Consider the following 21434-nt stretch of genomic DNA (forward strand, 5'->3'; position numbering starts at 1 on the left):
ACGACCGCCGAAACCGCCCCGCCGAAACCGGCACGCGTTTGGGAGTGGCGCCCGTCCGATCGCCCATGTCCGAGTGGGCCCGCGAGAACGTCCCGTTGCTGACCGCTCTCCTGTCCGTCACCGCGCTCGCGCTCGTCTTCGGCGCCGTCGGCGGCGCGATCCCGGGCGGCGTGCTCCCGCGCGCGAGCGACGCGGTCCTCGCCGCGCTCCCGCACCTCAACGCCGCGATCTCAGCGACCGCGATCGTCACCATCCTCCTGGGGTGGCGGGCGATCTCACGGGGGAACGTCGGCCGTCACAAGGCGCTCATGCTCACGTCGTTCGGGCTGTTCACCGCGTTCCTCGTCAGCTACCTCTACCGCCTGATCCTCGTCGGGACCGTCGAGTTTCCCGGCCCGGAAGCCGTCTACAGCTACGTCTACCTCCCGTTCCTCGCGGTCCACATCCTGCTCGCGATCGCGTGTATCCCCTTCGTCTTCTACGCGCTGCTGCTCGCCGCCACCCGCCCGTACGAGGAGCTGTACCACACGCGTCACGCGCAGGTCGGCTTCGTCGCCGCGGTGCTCTGGCTGATCTCGTTCACGATGGGGATCGGCGTCTACCTCATGCTGTACCACGCGTTCTGAGGCGACCGCCCTCGAGTCGAGCGACGAACGTTGAAGCCGCCGCCGACCGTACGAACCGGCGTGCTGTTCCCGACCCACCTCCTCGTCGCCGTCGGAGTGGGCCGGCTGGCGGGCCACCAGCGGGTCCGGCGACGCCTCCCAAGCACCCCGACGCTCTCGGCGTGGTGGCTGGTCGTCGGGGCCGCGCTCCCGGACGTCGTCGACAAGCCGCTCGGCACGCTCGGCGTCGTCGACACCTACCACTCGGTCGGCCACTCCCTGCTGCTCGTTCCCCTCGCAGTCGCCCTCGCCGTGCGGTACCGACGCGGACTCGCGGTCACGGTCGGCTGGGGGTCACACCTCGCGCTCGACGCGTTCCACGTCGTCGCGAACGGGCGAGCGAGCGACGCGCTGTTCCTCGCTTGGCCGGCCCTCACGCGGTCCGACCCGCTCGCGATTCCGCCGGGCGAGTTTGCACGGTTCTACGCCGGAAGCCCGTCGTTCTACGTCGAACTGGGGCTGTGGCTGGCGGCCGTCGTCGTCGTGTTGCGGTCGCAGTCCGCCGCCGATCGAAGAGACGGTAAAAAAGGCGGTCGAAGAGACGGTCGAGAAGGCGATCGGTGACCTCCGACGCCTCCGCTACTCCTCGCTCGCCATCTTGTGGGCCGCGTAGAACAGCGGCACCAGTAGCGCCCCGGCGAAGCCGAGCGCGAGCGCGAGCGCCCCGATGTCGTCGGCGGAGAGGTCGGGGGCCCCGGACCCGCCGTCGGACGCGTTCCCGTCGTCGGTGGTGTTCCCCCCGTCGGTCTCGTTGCCGCTTCCGCCGTCGTCCCCGTCCCCGCCGGGCGTCACGAGGTCGTCGTCGACCGACCCGACCGCGACCGCGCCCTTCATCCCGACGGTCTCGTGGGGTTCACAGGCGTAATTGAACGTGTCGCCGTCGGACGCGTCGTCGAAGGTGTACTCGAAGGTGGCCCCCTCCTCGCTGACCGCGTCCCCGCTGTCGAACGTCTCGTCCTCGGCGACGACGTTGTGGCCGCCTCCCTCGCCGGTCCACTCCCAGACGACCGTCGTCCCGGAGTCGATCAGGATCGCCGCCGGCCCGAACTTGAGGCCGTCGACCGCGCCGACCTCGACCGTGACTTCGTCCTGCCCGGTGTAGTCGTGAGTGCCGTCGTAGTTGTCGACGTCGTCCAGCCAGCCGTCGTACTGGGCCGCTGCCCCGCCGGAGCCGGCTGCGAGGCCGGTTGCGGCGGCGGCGCCCGCTGCGCCGACCCTGAACAGTCCGCGGCGACTCATCGTCGTCTCGTCGGCGTCGGATGTCATACCCCTATCTCCTGCGGTGCGCGTATTTAAGGTCCCGATACGCGACGCCGCGGAACGGGCGCGCCGCGTGCGCCGAGCCGAGAGCGGTGCCGAGAGTCGGCCGTCGACCGTTCAGTCGTCCGCCGGAGCCGCGTCGGGTGCGGCCCCCTCGACGTCGCGGTCCGTCTCCTCGCCGTCCACGTCGAACGGGTACTTCCCGGTGACACATCCCAGACAGAGGTCGGCGCGGCTCTCGGAGAGCGCGTCGGCGACGGCGTCGATCGAGAGGTACGACAGCGAGTCGGCGCCGACCTCCGCTCGGATCTCCTCCGTCGAGGCGTCGGCGGCGATCAGCTCGTCCCGCGTCGCCATGTCGATCCCGAAGTAGCAGGGCGCGACGATGGCCGGCGCGCCGATCCGCAGGTGGACCTCCTCGGCGCCCGCCTCGCGGACGAGCTCGACGAGCTGAGTCGAGGTGGTCCCCCGGACGATGGAGTCGTCGATGATGGTGACCGATTTGCCCTCGACGGTCGATCGGATCGGGTTGAGCTTCAGCCGGACCGCGCGCTCCCGCTCGTCCTGCGTCGGCATGATGAACGTCCGACCGACGTAGCGGTTCTTCATCAGCCCCTCGGCGAACTCGATGCCGGCGTCGCCCTCCGGACGGGGCTCCCCCTCCGCGGTCGTCTCGCCGGCCGCGTCTGCGTAGCCCGAGGCGAACGCTCGGCCTGAGTCCGGAACGGGCATCACCACGTCCGACTCGACGCCGGACTCCTCCCAGAGCTTCCCGCCGAGCTTGCGCCGCACCTCGTACACGAGGTTCTCGTCGATCACGGAGTCGGGGCGGGCGAAGTAGACGTGTTCGAAGAAGCAGTGGGCTGTCGACTCGCGCTCGACGAGCTGATACGTGTCGTAGCCGGTCCCGTCGGGGTCCAAGACGACCAGTTCGCCGGGTCGCACGTCGCGGATCAGCTCCCCGTCCAGGGTGTCGATCGCGGCCGACTCGCTGGCGAGCACGTAGCCGCCGTCGATCTTCCCGAGACAGAGCGGGCGGTTCCCGAGGGGGTCGCGCACGCCGAGGACCGTGTCGTCGTGGGCGATCGCCAGCGAGTAGGAGCCGTGGATGCGGTTCATCGTGTGTTTGACGGCGCGCACGAGGTCCTCCTCGAGGAGGTTGCGCGCGAGGTCGTGGGCGATCACCTCGGTGTCGCCGTCGGAGGTGAACGCGTGGCCCGCCGCCGCGAGCTCCTCGCGCACCTCGTCGGCGTTCACGAGGTTCCCGTTGTGCGAGAGCCCGAGCGACCCGGACTTGAACGAGACCGAGAACGGCTGTGCGCAGCTCTTGTCGAGGCTGCCGGCGGTCGGGTACCGGACGTGCCCGATGCCGGTGCCGCCCGACAGCGACGCCAGATCGTCCTCCTCGAACGCGTCGCCGACGAGTCCGCGCTCGACGTGGCTGTGCTGTTGGAACCCGTCGTGCGTGACGATCCCGGCGGACTCCTGTCCCCGGTGTTGGAGCGCGTAGAGCGCGTAGTACAGCGGGCGCGCGGCCTCGCGGTCAGCGAGCGAGACGCCGACGACGCCGCACTTCTCTCGCGGCTCGTCGACGGTGTTGTCCCCACCGGCTTGCATATACACGTCGGTGGGGCGTGAGTCGATAAAAACCCTCGTGTTCGTGGCACAATGGCCCGTTTAAACCCCAGAAGTATGCACACCTGTGGATCGGGGGCGGGCGATTCCCCCGACTCGACGGCGACCTCAGCTCTCCCGTGGCGACTCTCTCAGTCTCCGCCGACGAACTCGTCCAACCGCTCGAAGTACGCCTCTCGCGGCACCTGATAGGCGCCCCGGTAGTCCACGTCGCCGGCGGCGAACCGCTCCGCGACGTCGACGGCGGCGGCCGCGCCCGCCTCGCGGCTCTCGCGCGTCTCCGACACCGCCTCGATCTCGGGCTCTAAGAAGAGGACGACGTGCCACTCGTCGGTCGCGTACTGGCCCGCCCCGGGGCGGGCGTTACGCGCGCCGTTCGTCAGGTAGATCGTCGGGAGACACGCGGCGGGGAGGTCGTCGCCGCCGAAGACGTCCGGGCGGTAGACGAGGATCGCGCGGCCGCTCGGCTCCTCGTTCCACACCCGCCACCCGTCCGGCAGCGCCTCGAAGCTCATGGGCGCAATCGGGGGCGGAGGCTTGAAAGGATCGCGCTCCGGGCGAAGGAGGGAGAGCTTCGCGGCTCCGCGGCCTCCCTCACCCGACGATGTCGGAGCCGCCCGCCGGAATGAACTCCTGCAGCTGGTCGGCGCTCGCCACCTTCCGAACGAACGTCTGGTCGGCGAAGCGCCCCTTCAGTTCGCGGTACACCATCATCGCGGCGTCGTTTTGCGCGTACATTCCCGGCTCCAGCGTGACGCTCGTCGCCGCGCGGTCGACGACCGCCGAGGGCGGCCCGCCGATGGCCTGCGTGACGGGCTCGCACTGGACGCCGACGGCGATCCGACAGGGAACGTCCTCGAAGTAGGTGCGGTCGCCCCGGATCACGAAGCTCCCCTTCTCGATGTACTCGCCGCTCTCGGGCGTCTTCGACACCTGATCGGGTTCGACCATGTACGCGTCGCCCGCGCCGCGCCCGTCCTTCCAGTCCGACGAGTAGGAGACGGCGAACTGCGCGGCCTCCCGCAGCGTCTCCTCGGAGAAGTCGACCGGATCGGCCGACTCCGAGGGACCCGCGGCCTTCAACAGGGTCACCGGCCCCCCGTGCGCCTGCGTGTGGAAGAACCGGTCGTGTTTGCCCATGTACTTTTTCACCAGCTCCTCGTTCTGGTCGGCGTTGCGCCCGCCGATGACGAGGTAGCCCGTCGAGGTGTGGAACCACCGGAAGCGGTCGTACCAGTCGTCCGGGCTCCGGATCGGGATCGACGAGCGCGAGAGCCAGTCGGTCTCGTACTCCTCTTCGTCGTCTTCGTCCTCGCTGTCGCCGCCGTCTCCGTCGCCGTCGTCGGCCGCCTCCATCGCCTCCCACTCGGCTTTCCGCTCCTCGACCGCCTCGAGCTCTCGCCGAGTCGACTCGATCGCCTCCATCGCGCCCTCCTTTTTCCCCTCGATGCGCTTCGCCTCCTGATACAGCCGGTCGGCGTTGACCTCGACGCCGGTACTCGCGTCGAGCTCGACGCGGACCGAGTCGCCGCTCTCGCCGTCCTCGCCGCCCTCGCGATCGAGTTCGACCGTCACGGTCCCCTCGCCGCCGTCGACGTCGGCGACGGCCTCCGCGGCCGGGATCCCGCGCTCGGCGCCCGCCTCGAGGGTCTCCGCGATCTCGTCCCACGGCACTTCGTTCTCGCGGGCCTCGCGCACCGTCGAGAGCACCTCGTCGACGAGGTCGTACCGGGCGTACAGCAGCTCCGCGCGCTCGCGCTCCGCCTCGGCCTGCTCCTCGAACCCCTCGATCGCCCCCCGCTGTTGTTCGATGATCCGCTCCTGTTTGGCGATCTCCTCCTCGAACTCCGGCCGGGACGGGCTGGCGTCGGCGGGGGCCTCGCCCGCGTCGCCGTCCTCGCGTTCGAGCCGGTAGAAGTACTCGTCGACGGCGGCGTTAAACGAGTCGAAGCCGACGCTCGGGAGCCCCTCGTGCTCCGAGAGCGGGAAGGGCGTCACGTCGACGACGCGGGGGTCGCCGTCTCCGTCGGCGTCCTCGCTCCCGGCGCCGTCGAGGTCCTCCTCGTAGACGCGCGGGTCGATGTCGCCCGAGCGGAGCCGCTCGCCGATCCGAGAGAGCGCCTCGTGGAGCGCGCGGAGCTGGTCGTCGGTGGCCTCGTCGACGGGGAGCGTCTTCTCGACGCCCGCGCGGGTGCACACCTCCTCGGCGTAGAGCCCGCCGAGGTTGAGCTGCGTGGCGAGGGTCCGCACCACGTCGCTGTCGGACTCGCGCATGTGTCGTTTGAATCCGCCGAGGCTCACGTCGAGGGGGTTGAGCCGCGAGGCGGGGTACTCGTACTGCGCGCCGGGCGCGACCGTCCGGGACTTGAGCCGGACCGTCTGGAGCGCCCCCACGACCTCGCCGGTCTCGTCCAGCGCGGCGACGTTCCCCTGCCCGAACAGCTCGGCGACGAGCGTCGTGTTCTCGTCCTCGCGCTCGAACTCGAAGGTGAGGATCCGGTCGAACTCGTACTGCTCGACGCCCGCGAAGTCGGCGCCCGACATCCGATTGCGGAGCATCTTCGCGAAGTTCGGCGGCCGGCCGGGCGCGTCCGCGACGTGTTCGGCGTCCGCGACGTGGGCGCGCTTGATATCGCCCACCTCGATCATGAGCTCGACGCGGCCGCGGTCGAAGTCGCGGAGCTTCAGCCGGAGCAGGTCGTCGTCGTAGAGGTACGCCTTGTCGACCTTCGCGCCCTCGTACCGATTGAGCTCGGTGACGAGCGCGCCGAGGTCGATGCTCGACAGCTCCCGCTTCTGGTCCATACTCCACGGAGACGACCGGCCCGGAAAAAGGCGTGTCGTTCGCCCGTTGCTGCGAGACCGATCTCAGCTCCAGACAGTCTCATAACCGGCGTCAGCAATGACGCCGTCACTCGTGATGATCGCGTCGGTCTCCCGCACCCGATGACTGGCGACGATCAGAGCGTCGTGAATACTCAATTCGTCGACTATCTGAGCGTACTCTGCCAGTTCGGCGTCGTCCACCGATGCGACCGTGATCGGTCCGTTACCGACCAGCGCCTGGCGAGCGTCGTCCGGCGTCCCTGTGAGGGTGACGCCTCGAACGTCCTTGTCGCGAGAGACCGCGTACAACACCTCCGCGATCGCCGTACTCGGAGCCTGAACGATCGTTTCCCCGGCCTCCGCTTCAGCGAAGATCCGGTCTGCCGCTCGTGGGAGCGCGTCGACGAGGTAGGAGAGAAGCGATACCGCGTCGGCGGTGTACATCGGCACGTCACGCCTCCTCGTAGTTGCGGTCGCGACGATCGCGGACGCGCTGCGCCAGCTCCTCGGCGACCGCTTCCCGCTCCTCTCGGGACGCGTCGTCGGGAACGAGCATCCCCCGCCCACCGGTACGCGTGCGCTTTTTGACGACGATTCCCTCGTCAGTGTCCATCCAGATCACCTCGTCGCCGGGCGCTAAGTCGTACTTCTCTCGGAGAGATTTCGGGATCGTCGCCTGTCCCTTCTCCGTGATCCGTGTTGACTCGCTCATACGCGGTAATACCTCTCGTAATACGTTAGTGTTGTGGGGGAAGAGACAGTCGCCCCGGAAAAAGCCGTGTCGCTGTGGGAACGGACCGCGGCGCGGGCCTCGCGAACGCGGCCGAAACTGTTTGGTCCTACCGCGCCGCCTTCACCAGTCGACGCAGATCGAGGTGGCCGGCACCGTGGTACGCCTCGCCGCCGGGTTCGTCCTCGGACGCGGTCTCTCGGATCAGCGACTCGACTTCCGCGACGCTCGTGTCGGGCTGCAGCGACCGAATCAGCGCGACGGCGCCTGACACCTGCGGCGCCGCCATCGAGGTGCCGGCCTTCCACCCGTACCCCGGCTCGACACCGCCGTCGCCGTCCGGGGTTACGATCGTGGAGAGCACGAGGTCGTAGAACCACTCGGCTTCTCCGTCTATCGCTTCGGGGTCATAGTCTCCGCCTGCTGCGCTGACATCGACCGCGCTCCCGTAGTTCGTGTAATTAGCGGGCGAAGAGGTCGGATCCGTGAGCCGTTTCAGCGCGAGGTCCTCGCGTTGCTTCCGGTCGTCCCAAAGGAAGCCGATGGGGCCGGTCGCGGAGACGCCGAAGACGCCTTCCGCCTCCGTCGGGAGGCTCAGAGTACCCTCTGCGTCCATGTCGAGACCGTCGTTGCCCGCGGAGTTGACCACGAGCATGTCCTGATCCCGGGCGTACGCGGCAGCGCGTTCGTAGGCCTCCTTGAGATCCAACAGGAACGGGTACTCCTCGGGATCGACGAAGGGGACCGGGTAGCCCAGACTCAGGTTCGCAGCGTCACAGCCCTTGTTTGCGGCCGCGACGACTGCCGCGATGACGTCGCCGCTCGCGCCCTCTACGCCGGAGAAGACCCGGAGGGACACGACTTCCGCGTCCGGCGCGGTGCCGAGCACGCCGTCGCCGTTCGCGTTCGTCCCGGCGACGGTCCCAGCGACGTGCGTGCCGTGGTCGCCCGCCCCGTTCGGGCGGAAGTCGTACTCGTCGGTCGTGAAGTTCTCGGAGAGGTCCTCGTTCACCGCGTCCGCGAGATCGGGGTGGGCGTCCGACACGCCGCTGTCGATCACGGCGACGCGAGCGCCCTCACCCGTGGTCGTGTCGTGGACCGTTTTCCGGTTACCCGGTCGATCGGAGAGGTCGCCCACCCGCTGGGCGCGCTTGTCCCACTGGAGTTCGTTGTTGGACAGCCCGTCGTCCCACGCGGGACTGCCACTGCCGTCGGACTCCTTATCGACCTCCGCCGCCGGGCCCGCGTTCTCCGGGACGGAGCCCGCGTTATCTTGATAGACTGTGACATCCGGGGTCGTCGAGTCGACGCCCGGTACCACCTCGGGATCACCCCGTGCCGCCAACAGGTCGATCTCGGAGACGTCGTGGACGATTTCCACCTCGTCCGGCACGTCGCTCCGGTCGACCGCTCGTAAGTCGATGAGGAACCGATCCGCTGCGGGGGTCTCGCCGCCGTCGGCGGATGCCACCCCCGGGAACGTCGTAACTACGCCTGCCGCACCGATGCCCTTTAGGAGGGATCGTCTGTCGAAGTTCATGGTCGCCATCTACGATGTGAGATGGTGTCAATAGACATGGATAATCAATTGAAAAGTCTTACTGAAATTCAATAGAACTACCATTATGTTTACAGCCGCAACGCGATTCCGGCTCCCGATCAACGACAGTGCCAGTCGAGATCGGGGTGACCGGTCGACCCGATCACGACAGTCAGAAAACCGGTCGCGGCGGGGCGTTCGTGACGGGGTGTTCGTGACGGAGTGTTCGTGACCGTCGTCCGAGCGCTCCCGCTCAGATCCGCTTCGACACGTACGGCCCGTCCTGGTGGTACCCGAGCTTGTTCCGGTAGTACTCGCGGGCGCCGATGCCGGAGATGATCGCCAGCTTGCGGTAGCCGGCGTCGCGGGCCATCTCCTCCGCGCGTTCGAGGAGCTTCGTCCCGTACCCCTGATGCTGCCAGTCGCCGTCGCCGCCGATGGCGACCTCGCTGCCGTACACGTGGAGTTCGCGGACCAGCGCGGCGTCCTCGAGCTCGCGGCGGATCGCGTCGTTCTCGGTACCGGGCGCGCCGGGCTGATCGGGCGCGAACGAGGGGAACCGCAGACGGCAGAAGCCGACGAGCAGGTCTCTGACGGGGTCTTCGAAGGAGATGAAGTGCTCCGTCCCGCCGCCGGCCTCGTAGGTGGTCACGTCGAGTTCGACGTCGTCCGGGTCCGGGTCGGCGTCGTTGTGGCCCACCTCGCGCGCGCGGATGTCGCGCTGGACGATCCCCTTCTCCTCGGCTCGCTGATCGGCGAGCTGCCGGAGGTTCGACTTCCAGACGCCGCCTTCGATGAAGTCGGCAGGGATGTCGCGCTGGACGCGCTGAAGCCGCGTGTACTTCGGGATCTGATCCATCGCCTCGGCGACCACGTCGGCCGCCTCCTCGTTCGAGAGCGGCTCGAAGGAGTCCTGGCGCCATCGGTCGTACACCCGGGTCCCCTCGACGACGAGCGTCGGATATATCTTCAGGTAGTCCGGCCGCCAGTCGGGGTTCTCGAACAGCTGGCGGAAGTCCTCGACGCACATCTCCCGCGTCATCCCCGGCTGGCCCGGCATCATGTGGAAGCCGACCTTGAACGCGGCGTCGCGGAGCCGGCGGTTGGCGTTTCGGCTCGCCTCGTTGCCGTGCCCGCGGTGCATCTCGCGGTTGATCCGCTCGTAGGTGGTCTGGACGCCGACCTCGACTTTGGTGCCGCCCAGATCGAGCATGCGGTCGATCTGCTCGGGGTCGCACCAGTCGGGCTTCGTCTCGAAGGTCGTCCCGATGTTGCGGATCTCGTTGGTCTCGTTCTCGGCGATCACGTCCTCGAGGTACTCGAACTCGGTCGCCTCGGGGTCGGGCGCGAACGACTCGCCCTCGGCGGGCTCGGGCTCTTTGTCGAGGTCGTAGTCGTTCATCGCCTGCAGCGCGCGCTTCACGAACCACTCCTGGTAGTCGTGCGAGCGCGCGGTCATCGTGCCTCCCATCAGGATGAGCTCGGCCTTGTCGACCGGGTGGCCGATCTTCCGGAGCTGTTCGAGCCGGAGGGTGACCTGTCCGTACGGGTCGTAGTCGTTCTGCTCGCCCCGGGCCGCGGCGGGCTCGTGGCCCGTGTACGACTGCGCCGAGGAGAACTCCGAGGCCGGCCCGCCGGGACAGTAGAGGCACTTGCCGTGCGGGCAGAGCTTCGGCGAGGTCATGATCGCGACCGGGGAGACGCCGGAGGCGGTCCGGACCGGCTTCCGCTGGACCACCTCGATCACGTCGTCGCGGGCCTCCGAGGGCGCGTGATCGAGTATCTCGGTGTTCTTTGGCACCTTCGGCGAGCCGAACTCCGAGCAGGCGTCGAGCTTGGCGGACTCTAAGTCGTCGCGGTCGATCTCGCCCGCGAGGATCCGGTCGACGAGGTGTTCGCAGGTGCGGACGAACGCCTCGGACTCGGCGTCGGAGCCGGTCGCCTCACCGCCGGACTCCCCCCCGGAATCGCCGCCCTCGCTTCCGGCGTCCGCGTCACTCGCCGCGTCGGTACTCATTACCTTCCGATCGACGGGTTTCGGAGTTAAGCGTGTCGCACCGGGAGAACCGGCCGGTTTTAGGTCGGCGCTCGCGTAGCCGTCGCCGTGTTACGCAAGGACCTCCTGCGCGTCTCGCGGGCCGGCGGCGGCTACCGCCCCCGCTTCGCGACACGCGAACACCGCCCGCTCGCGGCGCGGGTACTCGGGACGTTCGAGTCCCACGTCGGGGAGCGGCGCGGCGACCTCGACGACGCGCTGGCGGCGCTGGAGGCCGACGCCGCCGACTCCGGCGGCGACTTCAAGCTCGTCCGCGGGCTCGCCGCGCTCGTCGAACGCGAGTGCGAGTTCGAGACGCGCGCGCCGGTCCCGCCGCGTCGCGTCCGGCGGGCCGCGTTCGAGGCCGCGGAGGCGGTGGGCGTCGCGAGCGAGACCGAGCGCGAGGCCGCGATCGACCGCGCCGCCGACGCGCTCGGGATCGACCCCGGTGACGTGGAGTCGTCGCTGTACGCCGACCGCGACGTCAACGAGGTCCTCGTCGACGCCGACGTGCGGTGGGACCCCGACTCGCTCCTCGAACAGTACGACCTCTCCCTGGCCCAGACGGCCCTCTTCGACGCCACCGAGGTCAGGGTGCGATCGAACGACCCGAAGCGGCTCGTCTCGGCGGTCAAGCGGCTGCGGCTGATGTACGAGCTGGAGAAGACCCCCGAGGGTCGCGAGCTGGTGGTCACCGGTCCCGACAGCTTATTCTCTCGCACCCGGCGCTACGGGACCGCCTTCGCCAGACTGCTCCGGACCGTCGCGGAGTCCGCGGAGTGGGAGCTGTCGGCGACGATCGACGACCGCGGCCGCGAGCGCACAATGCGCCTCTCCGACGGCGACGTGGCGGTCCCGGGCGTCGAGCCGGTCGCGGAGCCCGACTTCGACAGCGGCGTCGAGGCCGACTTCGCCGGGCGCTTCCGCGGGCTCGACCTCGACTGGACCCTCGTCCGCGAGCCGGAACCGCTCGAAACCGGCAACCGGGTGATGATCCCCGACTTCGCGTTCGACTACGACCACGCCGACTTCCGCCTCTTTTTCGAGGTGATGGGATTCTGGACCCCCGAGTACGTCGCGAAGAAGCTCTCCCAGCTCGCGGACGTGGAGGACGTGGACCTGTTGGTCGCCGTCGACGAGAGCCTCGGCGTGGGCGAGGAGATCGCCGCGCGCGACCACCGCGTGGTGAGCTACTCGGGGACCGTCCGGGTGAAGGAGATCGTCGACGTGCTCCGCGAGTACGAGGCCGAGTTCGTCGCCGACGCGGCCGCCGACCTCCCCGAGTCGCTGTCGCCCGACGCCGACGCGATCGGGCTCGACGACCTCGCCGACGCGCACGGCGTGAGCGTCGAGGCGATCGAGGACAAGTCGTTCCCGGAGCACGAACTGATGGGGCGGACGCTCGTGCGGCCCGCGGTACTGGAGGCGGCGGGCGAGGAACTGGAAGCCGGGATGTCGCTCTCGGCGGCCGAGGAGGTCCTCGACGAGCGCGGGATCGACGACGCGAGCGCCGCGCTCTCGCGGCTCGGGTTCCGGGTCGCGTGGGAGGGGCTCGGCGGCGGGACGCTGCGGGAGAAGGGAGAGTAGGCGCAAGAGGCGCGAGGGACTGGTAGCGCGGACCGCCGGTAGCGACGTGACATTTAAACTCGAACGAGGCTGTGGCGCGTGCCGATGAGCGCCCGCAGGGCGCGAGTCGCACGCGCGAGGGAGGAGCGAGCAGAGAGGGACCTCCGGTCCCTCATGCAGCCGGCGCGCAGCGCCGGCGACGAAGCGAGCGACGAGGCTGGGGAGGCGTGAGGCTNCGAGCAGAGAGGGACCTCCGGTCCCTCATGCAGCCGGCGCGCAGCGCCGGCGACGAAGCGAGCGACGAGGCTGGGGAGGCGTGAGGCTGCGGTCGCGGTGTGGGTGGGACTCAAAGGGGCAGCCGCGAGGACGAAGCCTGACGACGCAAGCACCGCAGGAACGAGCGCAGCGAGTGACGAGGAGCGCAGCGAGTCACGCGAGTCCTCGCGGCTGGGGCTTTGGAGGTGTTCACCGTCGTTCCAGTCTCAATCGGTTATAAACGAGCGGCTGGGGCTTTGGAGGTGTTCACCGCTGATCGGGCACCAACCACTTATAAGGGAGCGAGCAGTTCGTCGGCGTATTCCCGCTACTCCACGACCGGCAGGTCCGCCCGGCTCCCCTTCGGAACCACCGAGCGCAGCTCGTCGTAGAGGTACAGCCCTACGCCGATCGGCGCCTGCTCGCCGGCGACCTCGTGGGTCGCGATCAGGTACCCCCAGTCGCCGTCCCACGCGGGGAGGTCCTGGTCGTCGCCGGCCACGAAGGCCACGGCTTGCTCGGGGTCGAGTTCGATGACGTTCTTCGTCGCGAGACCCCCGAACCGGGTGACCGCACGGCTCGTCGGCTTCCAGTGCTCCTGTCGCGTCCGGAGGAAGGTCATCCCGATCGCCTCCACCGCGCTGGGGTCGGTCGCCTCGCCGTTGAAGATCCACACCTTCCCCGCGCCCTTCTCCCAGAAGCTGTACCCCTCGAAGACGCTCGGGTCGATCCCGAACCGCTCCTCCCACCAGTCGAGCACCTCCCGACGGCTCGCACGCCCCTCGACCTCGCGGTCGGCGGGGGTCTCGGGGAGGCGGTCGAACCGCTGGCCGTCGTTGGTGGAGTTGGCGTCGGTCACGCTCCGACCTCCGTGTTCTCGTCCCCGCCGACCCGAAGCTTCGCGCAGAAGAACCCGCCCGTGTCGTTGTGGTGCGGGTAGACGCGGTGCGCGCGCGTCACCGACTCGTCGTAGGTCTCGCCGTCCCACTCGGTGACGCCGGGGACCGTGTCGAGCGGGAGGTCGAACTCGACGATCTCGCAGTCCTCCTCGCCGAGGACGTGATCGAGCACCGCCTCGTTCTCCTCGGGCGCGAACGTGCAGGTGGAGTAGACGACGGTCCCGCCGGGGCGGGTCGCCTGCACCGCGCGCGCCAGGATCCCCTTTTGAATCCCGGCGACGGCGTGGACGTGATCGAGCGTCCACTGGTCGACGACGTCCGGGTTCTTGCGGCAGGTGCCCTCACAGGAGCAGGGGGCGTCGACGAGGGCGCGGTCGAACTCGTCGAACGCGAGCGGCTTCGTCGAGAAGTTGCGCGCGTCCTGGTTCGTGACGATCGCGTTCGTGATCCCGAGCCGCTCGGCGTTGTGCCGGAGCGCGGAGAGCCGCCCGAGGTTGTTGTCGTTGGCGACGACCGTCCCCTCGTCGTCCATCGCGTCGGCGATCTGGGTCGTCTTGCTGCCGGGCGCCGCGCAGGCGTCCCAGACGCGCTCGCCCGGTTGCGGGTCGAGCGCGAGCCCCGGAAGCACCGACACCTCCTCCTGCCCGTGCGTCCAGCCGTGGACGTACGGCCAGTTCCCGCCGGGGTTGCCGTCGGGGAGCCGAAAGAGGCCGTCGTGCCAGCCGACGGGATCGTAGGCCACGCCCTCCTCGTCGAACGCCTCGCGGACGCGGGCCGGCGAGGCAGCGGTCTCGTTCACGCGGACGACCGACGGCAGCGGTCTGTCGCAGGCCGCGCGGAACGCCGCCGCGTCGTCGACGAGCGGCTCGTACCGCTCTAACGGATTCATGGCGCCCCTTGCGCGCCGGGCGGTTAGTCGGTTTCGGGACGGGGGCGGGCGGACACCGTTCTGGCCTCACTGCGGATCGTACGGATCCACTGCCGTATCGAGCCGGTAGACGTCCGCGACCGCATCGAAATCGTTGTCGAAGGCGTAGAGGTAGCCGAGCCCCTCCGTCTGCATGTACGCGACGATACAGGCATCGACGAACGAGAGCGGCTCGTGCCGCCTAAAGAGGGCTTTCGCGGCAGCGAGCGCGTCCGTCGTGAGCGAGTCGACGTGGAACCGGGCGTTCTCCTCGATCCGATCGAGGAGGTCCACGGCCGCGTCATGGCCAGCGTGCGTCGTGAGGCCGTTGAGCGTCTCCGCGAGCACGTAATCGAGGATCACCGCCTCCGGCAGCGATCCGTCATCGGTCCCGCGGAGGATCGGGAGTGCGGCGCCGTGAGCGCTATCGGGCCGATAGGCCGCTGCAAAGAGGACCGTCGTGTCGACGAGTGCGCGGGGCATTCACTCGGTGTCGACTCCCCACGCGTCGTGATCCGCGGTCACGTCGGTCGCCTCCGCCCCGTCGTACCCGTCGAAGTCGCTGAAGGTCCCCGATCGCTGCTGGACGACTCGGACGCGAACGGTCCCGTCGTCTTCGAGGTGCCACCGGAGCTGATCGCCGTCGTCGATGTCGAGTTCGCGGCGGATCCGAGCGGGAATGTTCGCTTGGTTGCCCGACACCTTGCTTTCGGCGTCGACTCGATCGGTGCTCATGCCCTCGGATACGGGTTCGGCCGTTGAAAAATGTAGTGTGTCGATACACTAGCCGGATTCGTTGAGGGACAGACGAACGCCGTCCCGCGCCCCACCTTTAGGTCGCTGCCCGGAGTACGTGAGCGCATGGCGCGCATCTCAGTCCTCGACGACGACGTCTCGCTAGACGAGCCGACGCTGGTGGAGGGGTTCCCGGGCGTCGGGCTCGTCGGGAAGATCGCGACCGATCACATGATCGAGACGCACGAGATGGTCCACTACGCGAACGTCCACTGCGAGGGGATCCCCCGGGTGGCCGTCTACCGCGAGTCGAATCCCTCGCTGACGACCCCGGTGCGACTGTACGCCGACTCCGAACGCGACCTCGTGGCGCTCCGCAGCGACGTGCCGGTGAACCCCGGCGCGGCCACCGAGGTCGCGGGCTGTCTCGACACCTGGTTCGCGGAGACCCGCGCGTTCCCCGTGTTCCTCTCGGGGCTCGGCCGCGAGAAGGACGAGTCCCCGCCCGACCTGTACGGCGTCGCGACCGGCGACGGGGCGGACGCGCTCTCCCGAGCGGAGGTCGGAGAGCCACCGGAGTCGGGGCTCGTCTCCGGGCCGACCGGCGCGATGCTCGCGGAGTCGCTGGAGCGCGGCCGCGACGCGGTCGGGCTCGTCGTCGAGTCCGACCCGCAGTTCCCCGACCCGGAGGCGGCGCGGATCCTCATCCGCGACGGCATCGACCCGATCGCCGGGACCGACACCCCGACCGAGGGGCTCGTCGATCAGGCGACGGAGATCCGAAACGCGAAGCAGGCGTTCGCGAAGCGGATGCAGGAGGCGACGGAGGAGAGCTCGCAGGCGGAGCCGCTGAAGATGTTCCAGTAAGGGGCAGCAGCGCTCAGCGCCTCGGTCGGCCGCGCTCTCTCAGCGGTCGGCCTCCAGCTCGTCGAGGATCGGCCGGTACTTGAGCTGGACCTCGTCCCACTCCCGGTCGGGGTCGGAGTCGGCGACGAGCCCGACGCCCGCGAAGAGGGTGGCGCGGCTTGCGGTCGCCACCGCCGATCGGATCGCCACCGCGAACGCGCCGTTGCCGGCGGCGTCGATCCAGCCGACCGGCGCGGCGTACCAGCCGCGGTCGAACGGCTCCGTGTCGTGGATCGTTTCGAGCGCGCGGTCCGGCGGGAGCCCGCCGACGGCTGGGGTGGGGTGAAGCGCCTCGACGAGGTCGAGGACGTGGCGGTCCGCGCTCAGCTCGGCCGTGATCGGCGTGTGGAGGTGTTGCACCGTGGCGAGCCGCCGGACGCGGCGCTCGCCCGCGGAGATGGAGGCCGCGAACGGTTCCAGCTGCTCCCGGACGGTCTCGGCGACCAGCTCGTGCTCGTGGACGTTCTTGGCGTCGTCGAGCAGCTCCCGTGCGAGCCACTCGTCTTCCGCGGGCGTCTCCCCGCGGCCGGTCGTCCCCGCGAGCGCGTCGGTCTCGACGGTCCGGCCGCGCAGCGCGACCAGCCGCTCCGGGGTCGCGCCGAAGAAGACGCTCCCGGCGGCGTCGGGCTCGAAGTAGTAGCGGTGGCAGTCGGGGTACTTCTCCGCGAGCCGGTCCAGCGTGGCGGGCCGCGGGAACTCCGCGGCGAGGTCCGCCTCAAGCGCCTGCGCGAGCACCACCTTCCGCAGGTCGCCGCCGCGGATCCGGTCGACCGCGGCCTCGACGCTCTCGCGCCACGCCTCGCGGCTCGTCGTCCGGCGGGTCGCCGCGATCCCGGGCCGCGGCGGGCGGTCCGCTGTCGAGAGCCCCGCGAGCCGGTCGCGCTCCTCGGCGAGCCGTTCCTCGACCGCGTCCGGGCGGGCGTCGTCGCCGACCGCGTTCACCGTGAGCCACGCGCCGTTGTCCGCGAACGTGACCTGCACGCGCGGGAGGACGAACCGCGCCTCCGGGAACGGTCCCCACGGGTCGCCGTCGCAGCCCCCCTCGTGGAAGGCGAACCCGCCGAACAGACGGGGGCGAGCGGCCTCGGTCCCGGCGTGGACGTCGCCGGAGTCGAACAGGTCGTCGGCGCCCGCCCGGATCGCGGCGAAGCGGTCCGGGCCGCTCGCGGTCAGGGTCGCGGCCGCGCCGCTACCGAGCACGAGCGCGTCGTCGGGCGCGTTCCACGTCGTCCGCGGCGCCGGGAGCGCGTCGAACGCGGCCGCGAACGCCGGCGCGTCGATTCCGATCGTGCGGCTGACGAGGGTCGACGCCGGGGACGAACGCGCCCGTTCCATTGATATTGGGTCGGGTCCGGGGAACCTTTATCCTGACTATCCCGGGGACCGGGGGGCGAACGGGCGGGGGCGTTAGCTGTACCGCTCCTCGTTCCACGGGTTCGCGGTGTCGCTGTAGCCGCGCCTCTCCCAGTAGCCGAGCTCCTTCTCCGTGAGGAACTCGACGCCGGAGACCCATTTGGCTCCCTTATACGCGTACTTGTGCGGCGTGACGACTCGGATCGGACCGCCGTGGTCGGCGGGGAGGTCGTCGCCGTCGAACCCGTACGCGAACAGCACGCCCTCGCGGGCGCACTCCGCCAGCGAGAGGTTCGTCGTGTAGCCGTCGAGCGCGTGGAACAGGACGTGGTCGGCGTCGTCGCCCACGCCCGCGCGCTCGACGATCTCCCCGAACTCGACGCCGGTGAACGCGCAGTCGAACTTGCTCCAGCCGGTCACGCAGTGGAAGTCCTGCCGCTGGGTCACCGCGGGGAGGTCGCGGAACGCGGGGAGCGAGTACGTGAGCGGAGTCTCGACCGCGCCCCAGACCTCGAACTCGAACGTCTCCGGGTCCCACGAGGGCGTCCCGCTCTTCGAGAGCACCGGGAAGCGGTCGGTCTCGCGCTGCCCCGGCGGGAGTCTGTCGTCCCCGTACTCGCGGTAGAGACCGGTGAGGTCCTCGATCGCGTCGGTGGCGTCGGTGGCGTCGGCATCAGTCGTGCCCGTGTCCGCGCGGGCGTCGGCGTCGGACGCGCCGGCTTCGGTCATACCCTCCCGTACGCCCCGGCGTCACCTATGGATGTCGTTCTCGATGATGGATGCCGTTTTGATGATGGACGCCGTTCTCGCGGGAGCGGCCGACGGACACCGTCTGCGGAATGGCGCGTGAACATATTGAATAGGTCTCATGAATTGCAATGAATGAAAGAGATATTTGAAGAGTACGAATATTCGTTTCAATACTACCCGAAATGGGTTTCTAATAGCCGTATCATCGACGCCACATTTATATACCCATTCCCATTACTCCCGGGCAGGAAATGCCACAAGTAGAGATTACCGTGCCGGAGCATCTGGAGATGCAGATCGCTCAGATGGTCGAGCAGGGGGAGTTCCTCAACCGCGAGGAGGCGGTCGAAGAGCTCCTGTCGACGGGAATAAAGGCGTTTAAGACGAGCGGTCCGCGAGACGACGAGGACTCCAGCGGGTTCGAAGACGAAGGGATGATGGGCCACGAAGACGAGTACGTCTTCTGACGCGGCGCGCGGTCGGCCCCGTCCCGATCGGTCCCGTCCCGATCGGCACCGGTCCCCCGACCGTCGGTCGGTTTCTCCTTCGCGATTCGCTCCGTCCCGATTCGGTCTCGCGACCGGGAGTCGAAACGCCGCAGAACCGTGCGTATACCCCTCAACAACGCTTAAAGGGCATACGTCCCGTATCAAGGGTATGCACAAAGACGAGCTGCTCGAACTCCACGAACAGATGGTGACGATCATGGAGCACTTCCGCAACCACGAGACCGTGGACGGCTCGCTTTTCGACCCGTACGACGAGCTCGACGTCGACCCCTCCCACGTCCACAAATCGAAGAGCGAACACAAACACGCCGTGTTCGTGCTCGGGAACGCCCTCGCGAACGCGATGAGCGAAGACGAGTTCTCCCCAGCCGGCCGCGTCGGCAAGCGGATGGAGGAGCTCGCCGACGACGCCGAGAACAAGATCTGAGCCGGCCGGAACGCGCGTCGACGGGAGCCGACGGGAGGCCGGATCGAAGTTAGACCGAAACCGAATCGGAGACTGAGGCGACCCGCGAACTCTTAAGCGCTCGGCCGCTCCCTCACCCATATGATCGCGGAGGCGCTCTCGTCCGACGCCGCGCACCTCGTCGCCGGCGGCGCTCTCGTCGCCGTCGCGCTCGTCGTCGTGTATCGGACCGACCGGCCGGGCGGAGCGTGGACGCGGGCGCTCCGCTCCCGCTTCCTCCTCGGCGTCCCGTGGGGAACGCTCGTCGCCGTCGCCGCCGTCGTCGCGGTCTACCTGTTCGTCCAGAGCGGATTGGAGAACCCGAACCGGCCCGTCGTGATCCCGTTCCGGTCGTGGTCGTACTTCTACCCCGAGGGCATGTTCTGGTCCGGGCTCGCGCACTCCGGGCGGAGCCACATCACCGGAAACCTCCTGTCGACGCTCGTCGCCGGCGCGATCGCCGAGTACGCCTACGGCCACTTCCCCGGCGGCCGCGACGTCGACGACCAGACCGGAACGGTTCGGTCGGCGCTCCCACCGATCGAGTCGCTGTCGGCCGCGGGCTCCCTCGCCTCGCTCCGGGAGGCGATCGGCGCCCGGGCGTCATTCCCCGCTCGTGCGTCATTCCCCACCCGTGCGTCGCTCGCCGTGAACCCCTACGTCCGGGCGTTCGTCGTCGTTCCCGGGGTGATGCTGTCGTTCGGCGTCCTGTCGTCGCTGTTCGCGCTCGGACCCGTCATCGGCTTCTCGGGCGTGGTGTTCGCGCTCTGGGGGGTCGCGCTCGTGTTCCACCCGGTCAAAACGATCGCCGCGCTCACCGGGGTGACCCTGGTGAACGTGACCTACGAGACGCTTCGGAACCCGGTCGTCGTCTCGGAGGCGAGCGGGTCGTACGGGGCGCCGAGCTGGGCGAACATCGCGATTCAGGGGCACGCGATCGGCCTGATCGCGGGGATCCTCGCCGCGGCGTGGCTCGTCCGGCGTCGTCGCCGGAGCGCGGGAGTGGGGGGGATCGATCCGGAATCGCGGACGACCGCGCTGGTCGCGTTCGGCGCGGTCCTGCTGTTCGGGGCCTCCCGCCGGCTCTGGGCCGTCTACTGGTACCTCGGGAACGAGCGGTACGAGCTCTACCGCGCGGTCGGGATCGGCCTCCTCGCCGTCCTCGCGGCGATCGCCGCGCTCGCGGTCGCCGGCCGCGACGAGCCGCTCCGACCGGATCTGGCGGTCTCGACGCCCGAAACGATCCGCGAGAGCGTCCGGTCCGCGACGCCCGCGGCGGTCGGGCTGCTGCTGCTCGTCTCGGCGCTCGCGGTCGTGGCCGGTCCGGGGATCGCCCCGAACCTCGTCGCCGTCGACGACGACGGGCTCCCGGGCGACCCGATCGAGGTCGAGGGGTATCAGGTGACGTACGCCGAGAACGTCGAGGACCGGGTGGTGAGCGTCGTCGACGTGGAGGCGTTCGGTCGGTCGACGACCGTCAACACCTCGGGCGTGATCGTGGCGAACGCCGACCGGGAGATCTGGACCACGGCGGTGTCGAAGGGGAACCTCGCCTTCTGGGGGTACCGCGCGGTCGACGTTGGCGGGACGGGCTGGCGCGAGACCGTCTGGGTCCAGCGCACCGGCTGGGTGGCGGCGAACGGCGGCCCGGCCTACCGGGTCGACGCCGTGCGCGACGAGACGCGCTCGACGCTGTTCACGAGCGAGCCGGCGCGGGCCGAGCCCCGGATCGACGGCCGGAACGTCACGGTCGCCGCCGTCGACGGCGGGTTCGAGCTTCGCGTCGACGGCGGGGGAGAGCGCGACGTCGCCTCGCTCCCGGCGACGAACGAGTCGGTGACGCTACGGGGGGTCACGTTCGTCCGGGAGAGCGACGCGGTGTTCGCGGAACGCGGGGCGACGCGGGTGCGGATCGCGGAGCGGGAGCAGTACGAGGGGCGGCAGTGAGGCGACGCGGTGCTGTGGAAATCCCCCTCTTCAGACAGATTCCTGTCCGAAACGACTGGTCGTTGGAGGGGCTTCTTGATCGAGAGCGGGAGTGGGTATCGCACGTTGGGTGGGTGGTTGTTTATACGTGATCGAGTGGTGTTGCTGGCGGCTGTTTATAAGTGGCAAACGGGTCTCCGGAGAAGACTTCCAAAGCCCCAGCCGCACCGCAGCCTCACACCTTCCCAGCCTCGTCGGTCGCCCTCCGCGTTGCTCCGGGCGACCGACTCCAGCGAGGGACCGAAGGTCCCTCTGGCAGCCGGCGCGACGCGCNCGGTCGCCCTCCGCGTTGCTCCGGGCGACCGACTCCAGCGAGGGACCGAAGGTCCCTCTGGCAGCCGGCGCGACGCGCCGGCGACCTCGTGCGGACTGCTCGCGCCCGGTGGGCGCTCGCAGGCGCACGCCACCGCCGCATTCATTTATAAGCGATCA

21 protein-coding genes are annotated in these 21434 nt (G+C 69.3%); 7 read left to right on the plus strand and 14 right to left on the minus strand.

Annotated elements, in window-relative coordinates:
• Positions 1 to 65 precede the first annotated feature (65 nt).
• Together C469_RS01285 and C469_RS01290 are read left to right on the plus strand one after the other, a co-directional pair.
• Positions 66 to 626: a DUF420 domain-containing protein gene (locus C469_RS01285; RefSeq protein WP_008003115.1), complete on the plus strand. Its 561-nt coding sequence runs from the start codon at positions 66 to 68 to the stop codon at positions 624 to 626.
• A 60-nt stretch (positions 627 to 686) separates the two neighbouring features.
• Positions 687 to 1229, plus strand: a complete 543-nt coding sequence (locus C469_RS01290; protein ID WP_008003116.1) for a metal-dependent hydrolase — start codon at positions 687 to 689, stop codon at positions 1227 to 1229.
• A gap of 15 nt (positions 1230 to 1244) precedes the next feature.
• Here C469_RS01290 and C469_RS01295 read toward each other — a convergent pair whose 3' ends face one another.
• From C469_RS01295 to C469_RS01330, 8 genes are all read right to left on the minus strand, one after another.
• A complete protein-coding gene (locus tag C469_RS01295; RefSeq protein ID WP_008003118.1) occupies positions 1245 to 1931 on the minus strand; it encodes a halocyanin domain-containing protein in 687 nt (228 codons plus the stop codon).
• A 111-nt stretch (positions 1932 to 2042) separates the two neighbouring features.
• Entirely contained in the window at positions 2043 to 3542 is a 1500-nt protein-coding gene (purF, locus tag C469_RS01300; RefSeq protein WP_008003120.1) for an amidophosphoribosyltransferase, read from the minus strand.
• Between the two features lie 149 nt (positions 3543 to 3691).
• Positions 3692 to 4075, minus strand: a complete 384-nt coding sequence (locus tag C469_RS01305; protein ID WP_008003122.1) for a DUF5820 family protein — start codon at positions 4073 to 4075, stop codon at positions 3692 to 3694.
• A gap of 79 nt (positions 4076 to 4154) precedes the next feature.
• Positions 4155 to 6365: a ribosome rescue protein RqcH gene (gene rqcH / locus C469_RS01310; RefSeq protein WP_008003124.1), complete on the minus strand. Its 2211-nt coding sequence runs from the start codon at positions 6363 to 6365 to the stop codon at positions 4155 to 4157.
• A 63-nt stretch (positions 6366 to 6428) separates the two neighbouring features.
• Positions 6429 to 6830: a hypothetical protein gene (locus tag C469_RS01315; protein WP_008003125.1), complete on the minus strand. Its 402-nt coding sequence runs from the start codon at positions 6828 to 6830 to the stop codon at positions 6429 to 6431.
• Positions 6831 to 6837: 7 nt separating this feature from the next.
• Positions 6838 to 7098, minus strand: coding sequence for an AbrB/MazE/SpoVT family DNA-binding domain-containing protein (locus tag C469_RS01320; protein WP_008003126.1), 261 nt, complete (start codon positions 7096 to 7098; stop codon positions 6838 to 6840).
• 127 nt (positions 7099 to 7225) lie between these two features.
• Entirely contained in the window at positions 7226 to 8587 is a 1362-nt protein-coding gene (locus tag C469_RS01325) for a S8 family peptidase (RefSeq protein WP_008003129.1), read from the minus strand.
• A 322-nt stretch (positions 8588 to 8909) separates the two neighbouring features.
• Positions 8910 to 10673: a tRNA uridine(34) 5-carboxymethylaminomethyl modification radical SAM/GNAT enzyme Elp3 gene (locus C469_RS01330; RefSeq protein WP_008003131.1), complete on the minus strand. Its 1764-nt coding sequence runs from the start codon at positions 10671 to 10673 to the stop codon at positions 8910 to 8912.
• Positions 10674 to 10760: 87 nt separating this feature from the next.
• Between C469_RS01330 and C469_RS01335 the strand changes: the two genes are divergently transcribed.
• On the plus strand, positions 10761 to 12278 hold the full coding sequence (locus tag C469_RS01335) for a DUF790 family protein (protein WP_008003132.1): 1518 nt from the start codon (positions 10761 to 10763) through the stop codon (positions 12276 to 12278).
• 562 nt (positions 12279 to 12840) lie between these two features.
• Here C469_RS01335 and C469_RS01340 read toward each other — a convergent pair.
• The 4 genes from C469_RS01340 to C469_RS01355 all read right to left on the minus strand — a co-directional run bounded on the left by C469_RS01340 (position 12841) and on the right by C469_RS01355 (position 15053).
• The gene (locus tag C469_RS01340; protein ID WP_008003135.1) at positions 12841 to 13371 is read right to left on the minus strand and encodes a DUF7122 family protein; all 531 of its coding nucleotides are present in this window, start codon (positions 13369 to 13371) and stop codon (positions 12841 to 12843) included.
• Positions 13368 to 14300 carry an RsmB/NOP family class I SAM-dependent RNA methyltransferase gene (locus tag C469_RS01345; RefSeq protein ID WP_008003136.1) on the minus strand — a complete coding sequence of 311 codons (933 nt, stop codon included), beginning with the start codon at positions 14298 to 14300 and terminating at the stop codon, positions 13368 to 13370. Before C469_RS01345 ends, C469_RS01340 begins: the two co-directional genes overlap by 4 nt.
• Positions 14301 to 14366: 66 nt before the next feature.
• A complete protein-coding gene (locus C469_RS01350) occupies positions 14367 to 14801 on the minus strand; it encodes a PIN domain-containing protein (RefSeq protein ID WP_008003138.1) in 435 nt (144 codons plus the stop codon).
• Positions 14802 to 15053: an AbrB/MazE/SpoVT family DNA-binding domain-containing protein gene (locus C469_RS01355; RefSeq protein WP_008003139.1), complete on the minus strand. Its 252-nt coding sequence runs from the start codon at positions 15051 to 15053 to the stop codon at positions 14802 to 14804.
• Between the two features lie 126 nt (positions 15054 to 15179).
• On the opposite strand from C469_RS01355, the gene C469_RS01360 reads away from it, so the two are divergent.
• On the plus strand, positions 15180 to 15920 hold the full coding sequence (locus C469_RS01360; RefSeq protein WP_008003143.1) for a proteasome assembly chaperone family protein: 741 nt from the start codon (positions 15180 to 15182) through the stop codon (positions 15918 to 15920).
• A gap of 39 nt (positions 15921 to 15959) precedes the next feature.
• Here C469_RS01360 and C469_RS01365 read toward each other — a convergent pair whose 3' ends face one another.
• On the minus strand, positions 15960 to 17294 hold the full coding sequence (locus tag C469_RS01365) for an isochorismate synthase (protein ID WP_008003145.1): 1335 nt from the start codon (positions 17292 to 17294) through the stop codon (positions 15960 to 15962).
• A 72-nt stretch (positions 17295 to 17366) separates the two neighbouring features.
• The gene (locus C469_RS01370; protein ID WP_008003147.1) at positions 17367 to 18041 is read right to left on the minus strand and encodes a molybdopterin-dependent oxidoreductase; all 675 of its coding nucleotides are present in this window, start codon (positions 18039 to 18041) and stop codon (positions 17367 to 17369) included.
• 272 nt (positions 18042 to 18313) lie between these two features.
• Between C469_RS01370 and C469_RS01375 the strand changes: the two genes are divergently transcribed.
• From C469_RS01375 to C469_RS01385, 3 genes are all read left to right on the plus strand, one after another.
• Complete coding sequence (locus C469_RS01375) at positions 18314 to 18529, plus strand: DUF7120 family protein (RefSeq protein WP_004045951.1); 216 nt, start codon at positions 18314 to 18316, stop codon at positions 18527 to 18529.
• Between the two features lie 190 nt (positions 18530 to 18719).
• Positions 18720 to 18998, plus strand: coding sequence for a UPF0058 family protein (locus tag C469_RS01380; RefSeq protein ID WP_004045952.1), 279 nt, complete (start codon positions 18720 to 18722; stop codon positions 18996 to 18998).
• Between the two features lie 120 nt (positions 18999 to 19118).
• Positions 19119 to 20963 (plus strand): rhomboid family intramembrane serine protease, encoded by a 1845-nt coding sequence (locus tag C469_RS01385; protein WP_008003152.1) that lies wholly within the window; start codon positions 19119 to 19121, stop codon positions 20961 to 20963.
• Positions 20964 to 21434: the final 471 nt, after the last annotated feature.

It is taken from the genome of Halorubrum lipolyticum DSM 21995 (assembly GCF_000337375.1).
GTDB classification, from domain to species: Archaea; Halobacteriota; Halobacteria; order Halobacteriales; family Haloferacaceae; genus Halorubrum; species Halorubrum lipolyticum.

Excerpts from the sequence above, each read along its gene's own strand:
- C469_RS01285 (WP_008003115.1), top strand. The coding sequence starts at position 66 with ATGTCCGAGTGGGCCCGCGAGAACGTCCCGTTGCTGACCGCTCTCCTG.
- C469_RS01295 (WP_008003118.1), bottom strand. The coding sequence starts at position 1,931 with ATGACATCCGACGCCGACGAGACGACGATGAGTCGCCGCGGACTGTTC.
- purF (WP_008003120.1), bottom strand. The coding sequence starts at position 3,542 with ATGCAAGCCGGTGGGGACAACACCGTCGACGAGCCGCGAGAGAAGTGC.
- C469_RS01305 (WP_008003122.1), bottom strand. The coding sequence starts at position 4,075 with ATGAGCTTCGAGGCGCTGCCGGACGGGTGGCGGGTGTGGAACGAGGAG.
- rqcH (WP_008003124.1), bottom strand. The coding sequence starts at position 6,365 with ATGGACCAGAAGCGGGAGCTGTCGAGCATCGACCTCGGCGCGCTCGTC.
- C469_RS01315 (WP_008003125.1), bottom strand. The coding sequence starts at position 6,830 with ATGTACACCGCCGACGCGGTATCGCTTCTCTCCTACCTCGTCGACGCG.
- C469_RS01320 (WP_008003126.1), bottom strand. The coding sequence starts at position 7,098 with ATGAGCGAGTCAACACGGATCACGGAGAAGGGACAGGCGACGATCCCG.
- C469_RS01330 (WP_008003131.1), bottom strand. The coding sequence starts at position 10,673 with ATGAGTACCGACGCGGCGAGTGACGCGGACGCCGGAAGCGAGGGCGGC.
- C469_RS01345 (WP_008003136.1), bottom strand. The coding sequence starts at position 14,300 with ATGAATCCGTTAGAGCGGTACGAGCCGCTCGTCGACGACGCGGCGGCG.
- C469_RS01350 (WP_008003138.1), bottom strand. The coding sequence starts at position 14,801 with ATGCCCCGCGCACTCGTCGACACGACGGTCCTCTTTGCAGCGGCCTAT.
- C469_RS01355 (WP_008003139.1), bottom strand. The coding sequence starts at position 15,053 with ATGAGCACCGATCGAGTCGACGCCGAAAGCAAGGTGTCGGGCAACCAA.
- C469_RS01360 (WP_008003143.1), top strand. The coding sequence starts at position 15,180 with ATGGCGCGCATCTCAGTCCTCGACGACGACGTCTCGCTAGACGAGCCG.
- C469_RS01365 (WP_008003145.1), bottom strand. The coding sequence starts at position 17,294 with ATGGAACGGGCGCGTTCGTCCCCGGCGTCGACCCTCGTCAGCCGCACG.
- C469_RS01370 (WP_008003147.1), bottom strand. The coding sequence starts at position 18,041 with ATGACCGAAGCCGGCGCGTCCGACGCCGACGCCCGCGCGGACACGGGC.
- C469_RS01375 (WP_004045951.1), top strand. The coding sequence starts at position 18,314 with ATGCCACAAGTAGAGATTACCGTGCCGGAGCATCTGGAGATGCAGATC.
- C469_RS01380 (WP_004045952.1), top strand. The coding sequence starts at position 18,720 with ATGCACAAAGACGAGCTGCTCGAACTCCACGAACAGATGGTGACGATC.
- C469_RS01385 (WP_008003152.1), top strand. The coding sequence starts at position 19,119 with ATGATCGCGGAGGCGCTCTCGTCCGACGCCGCGCACCTCGTCGCCGGC.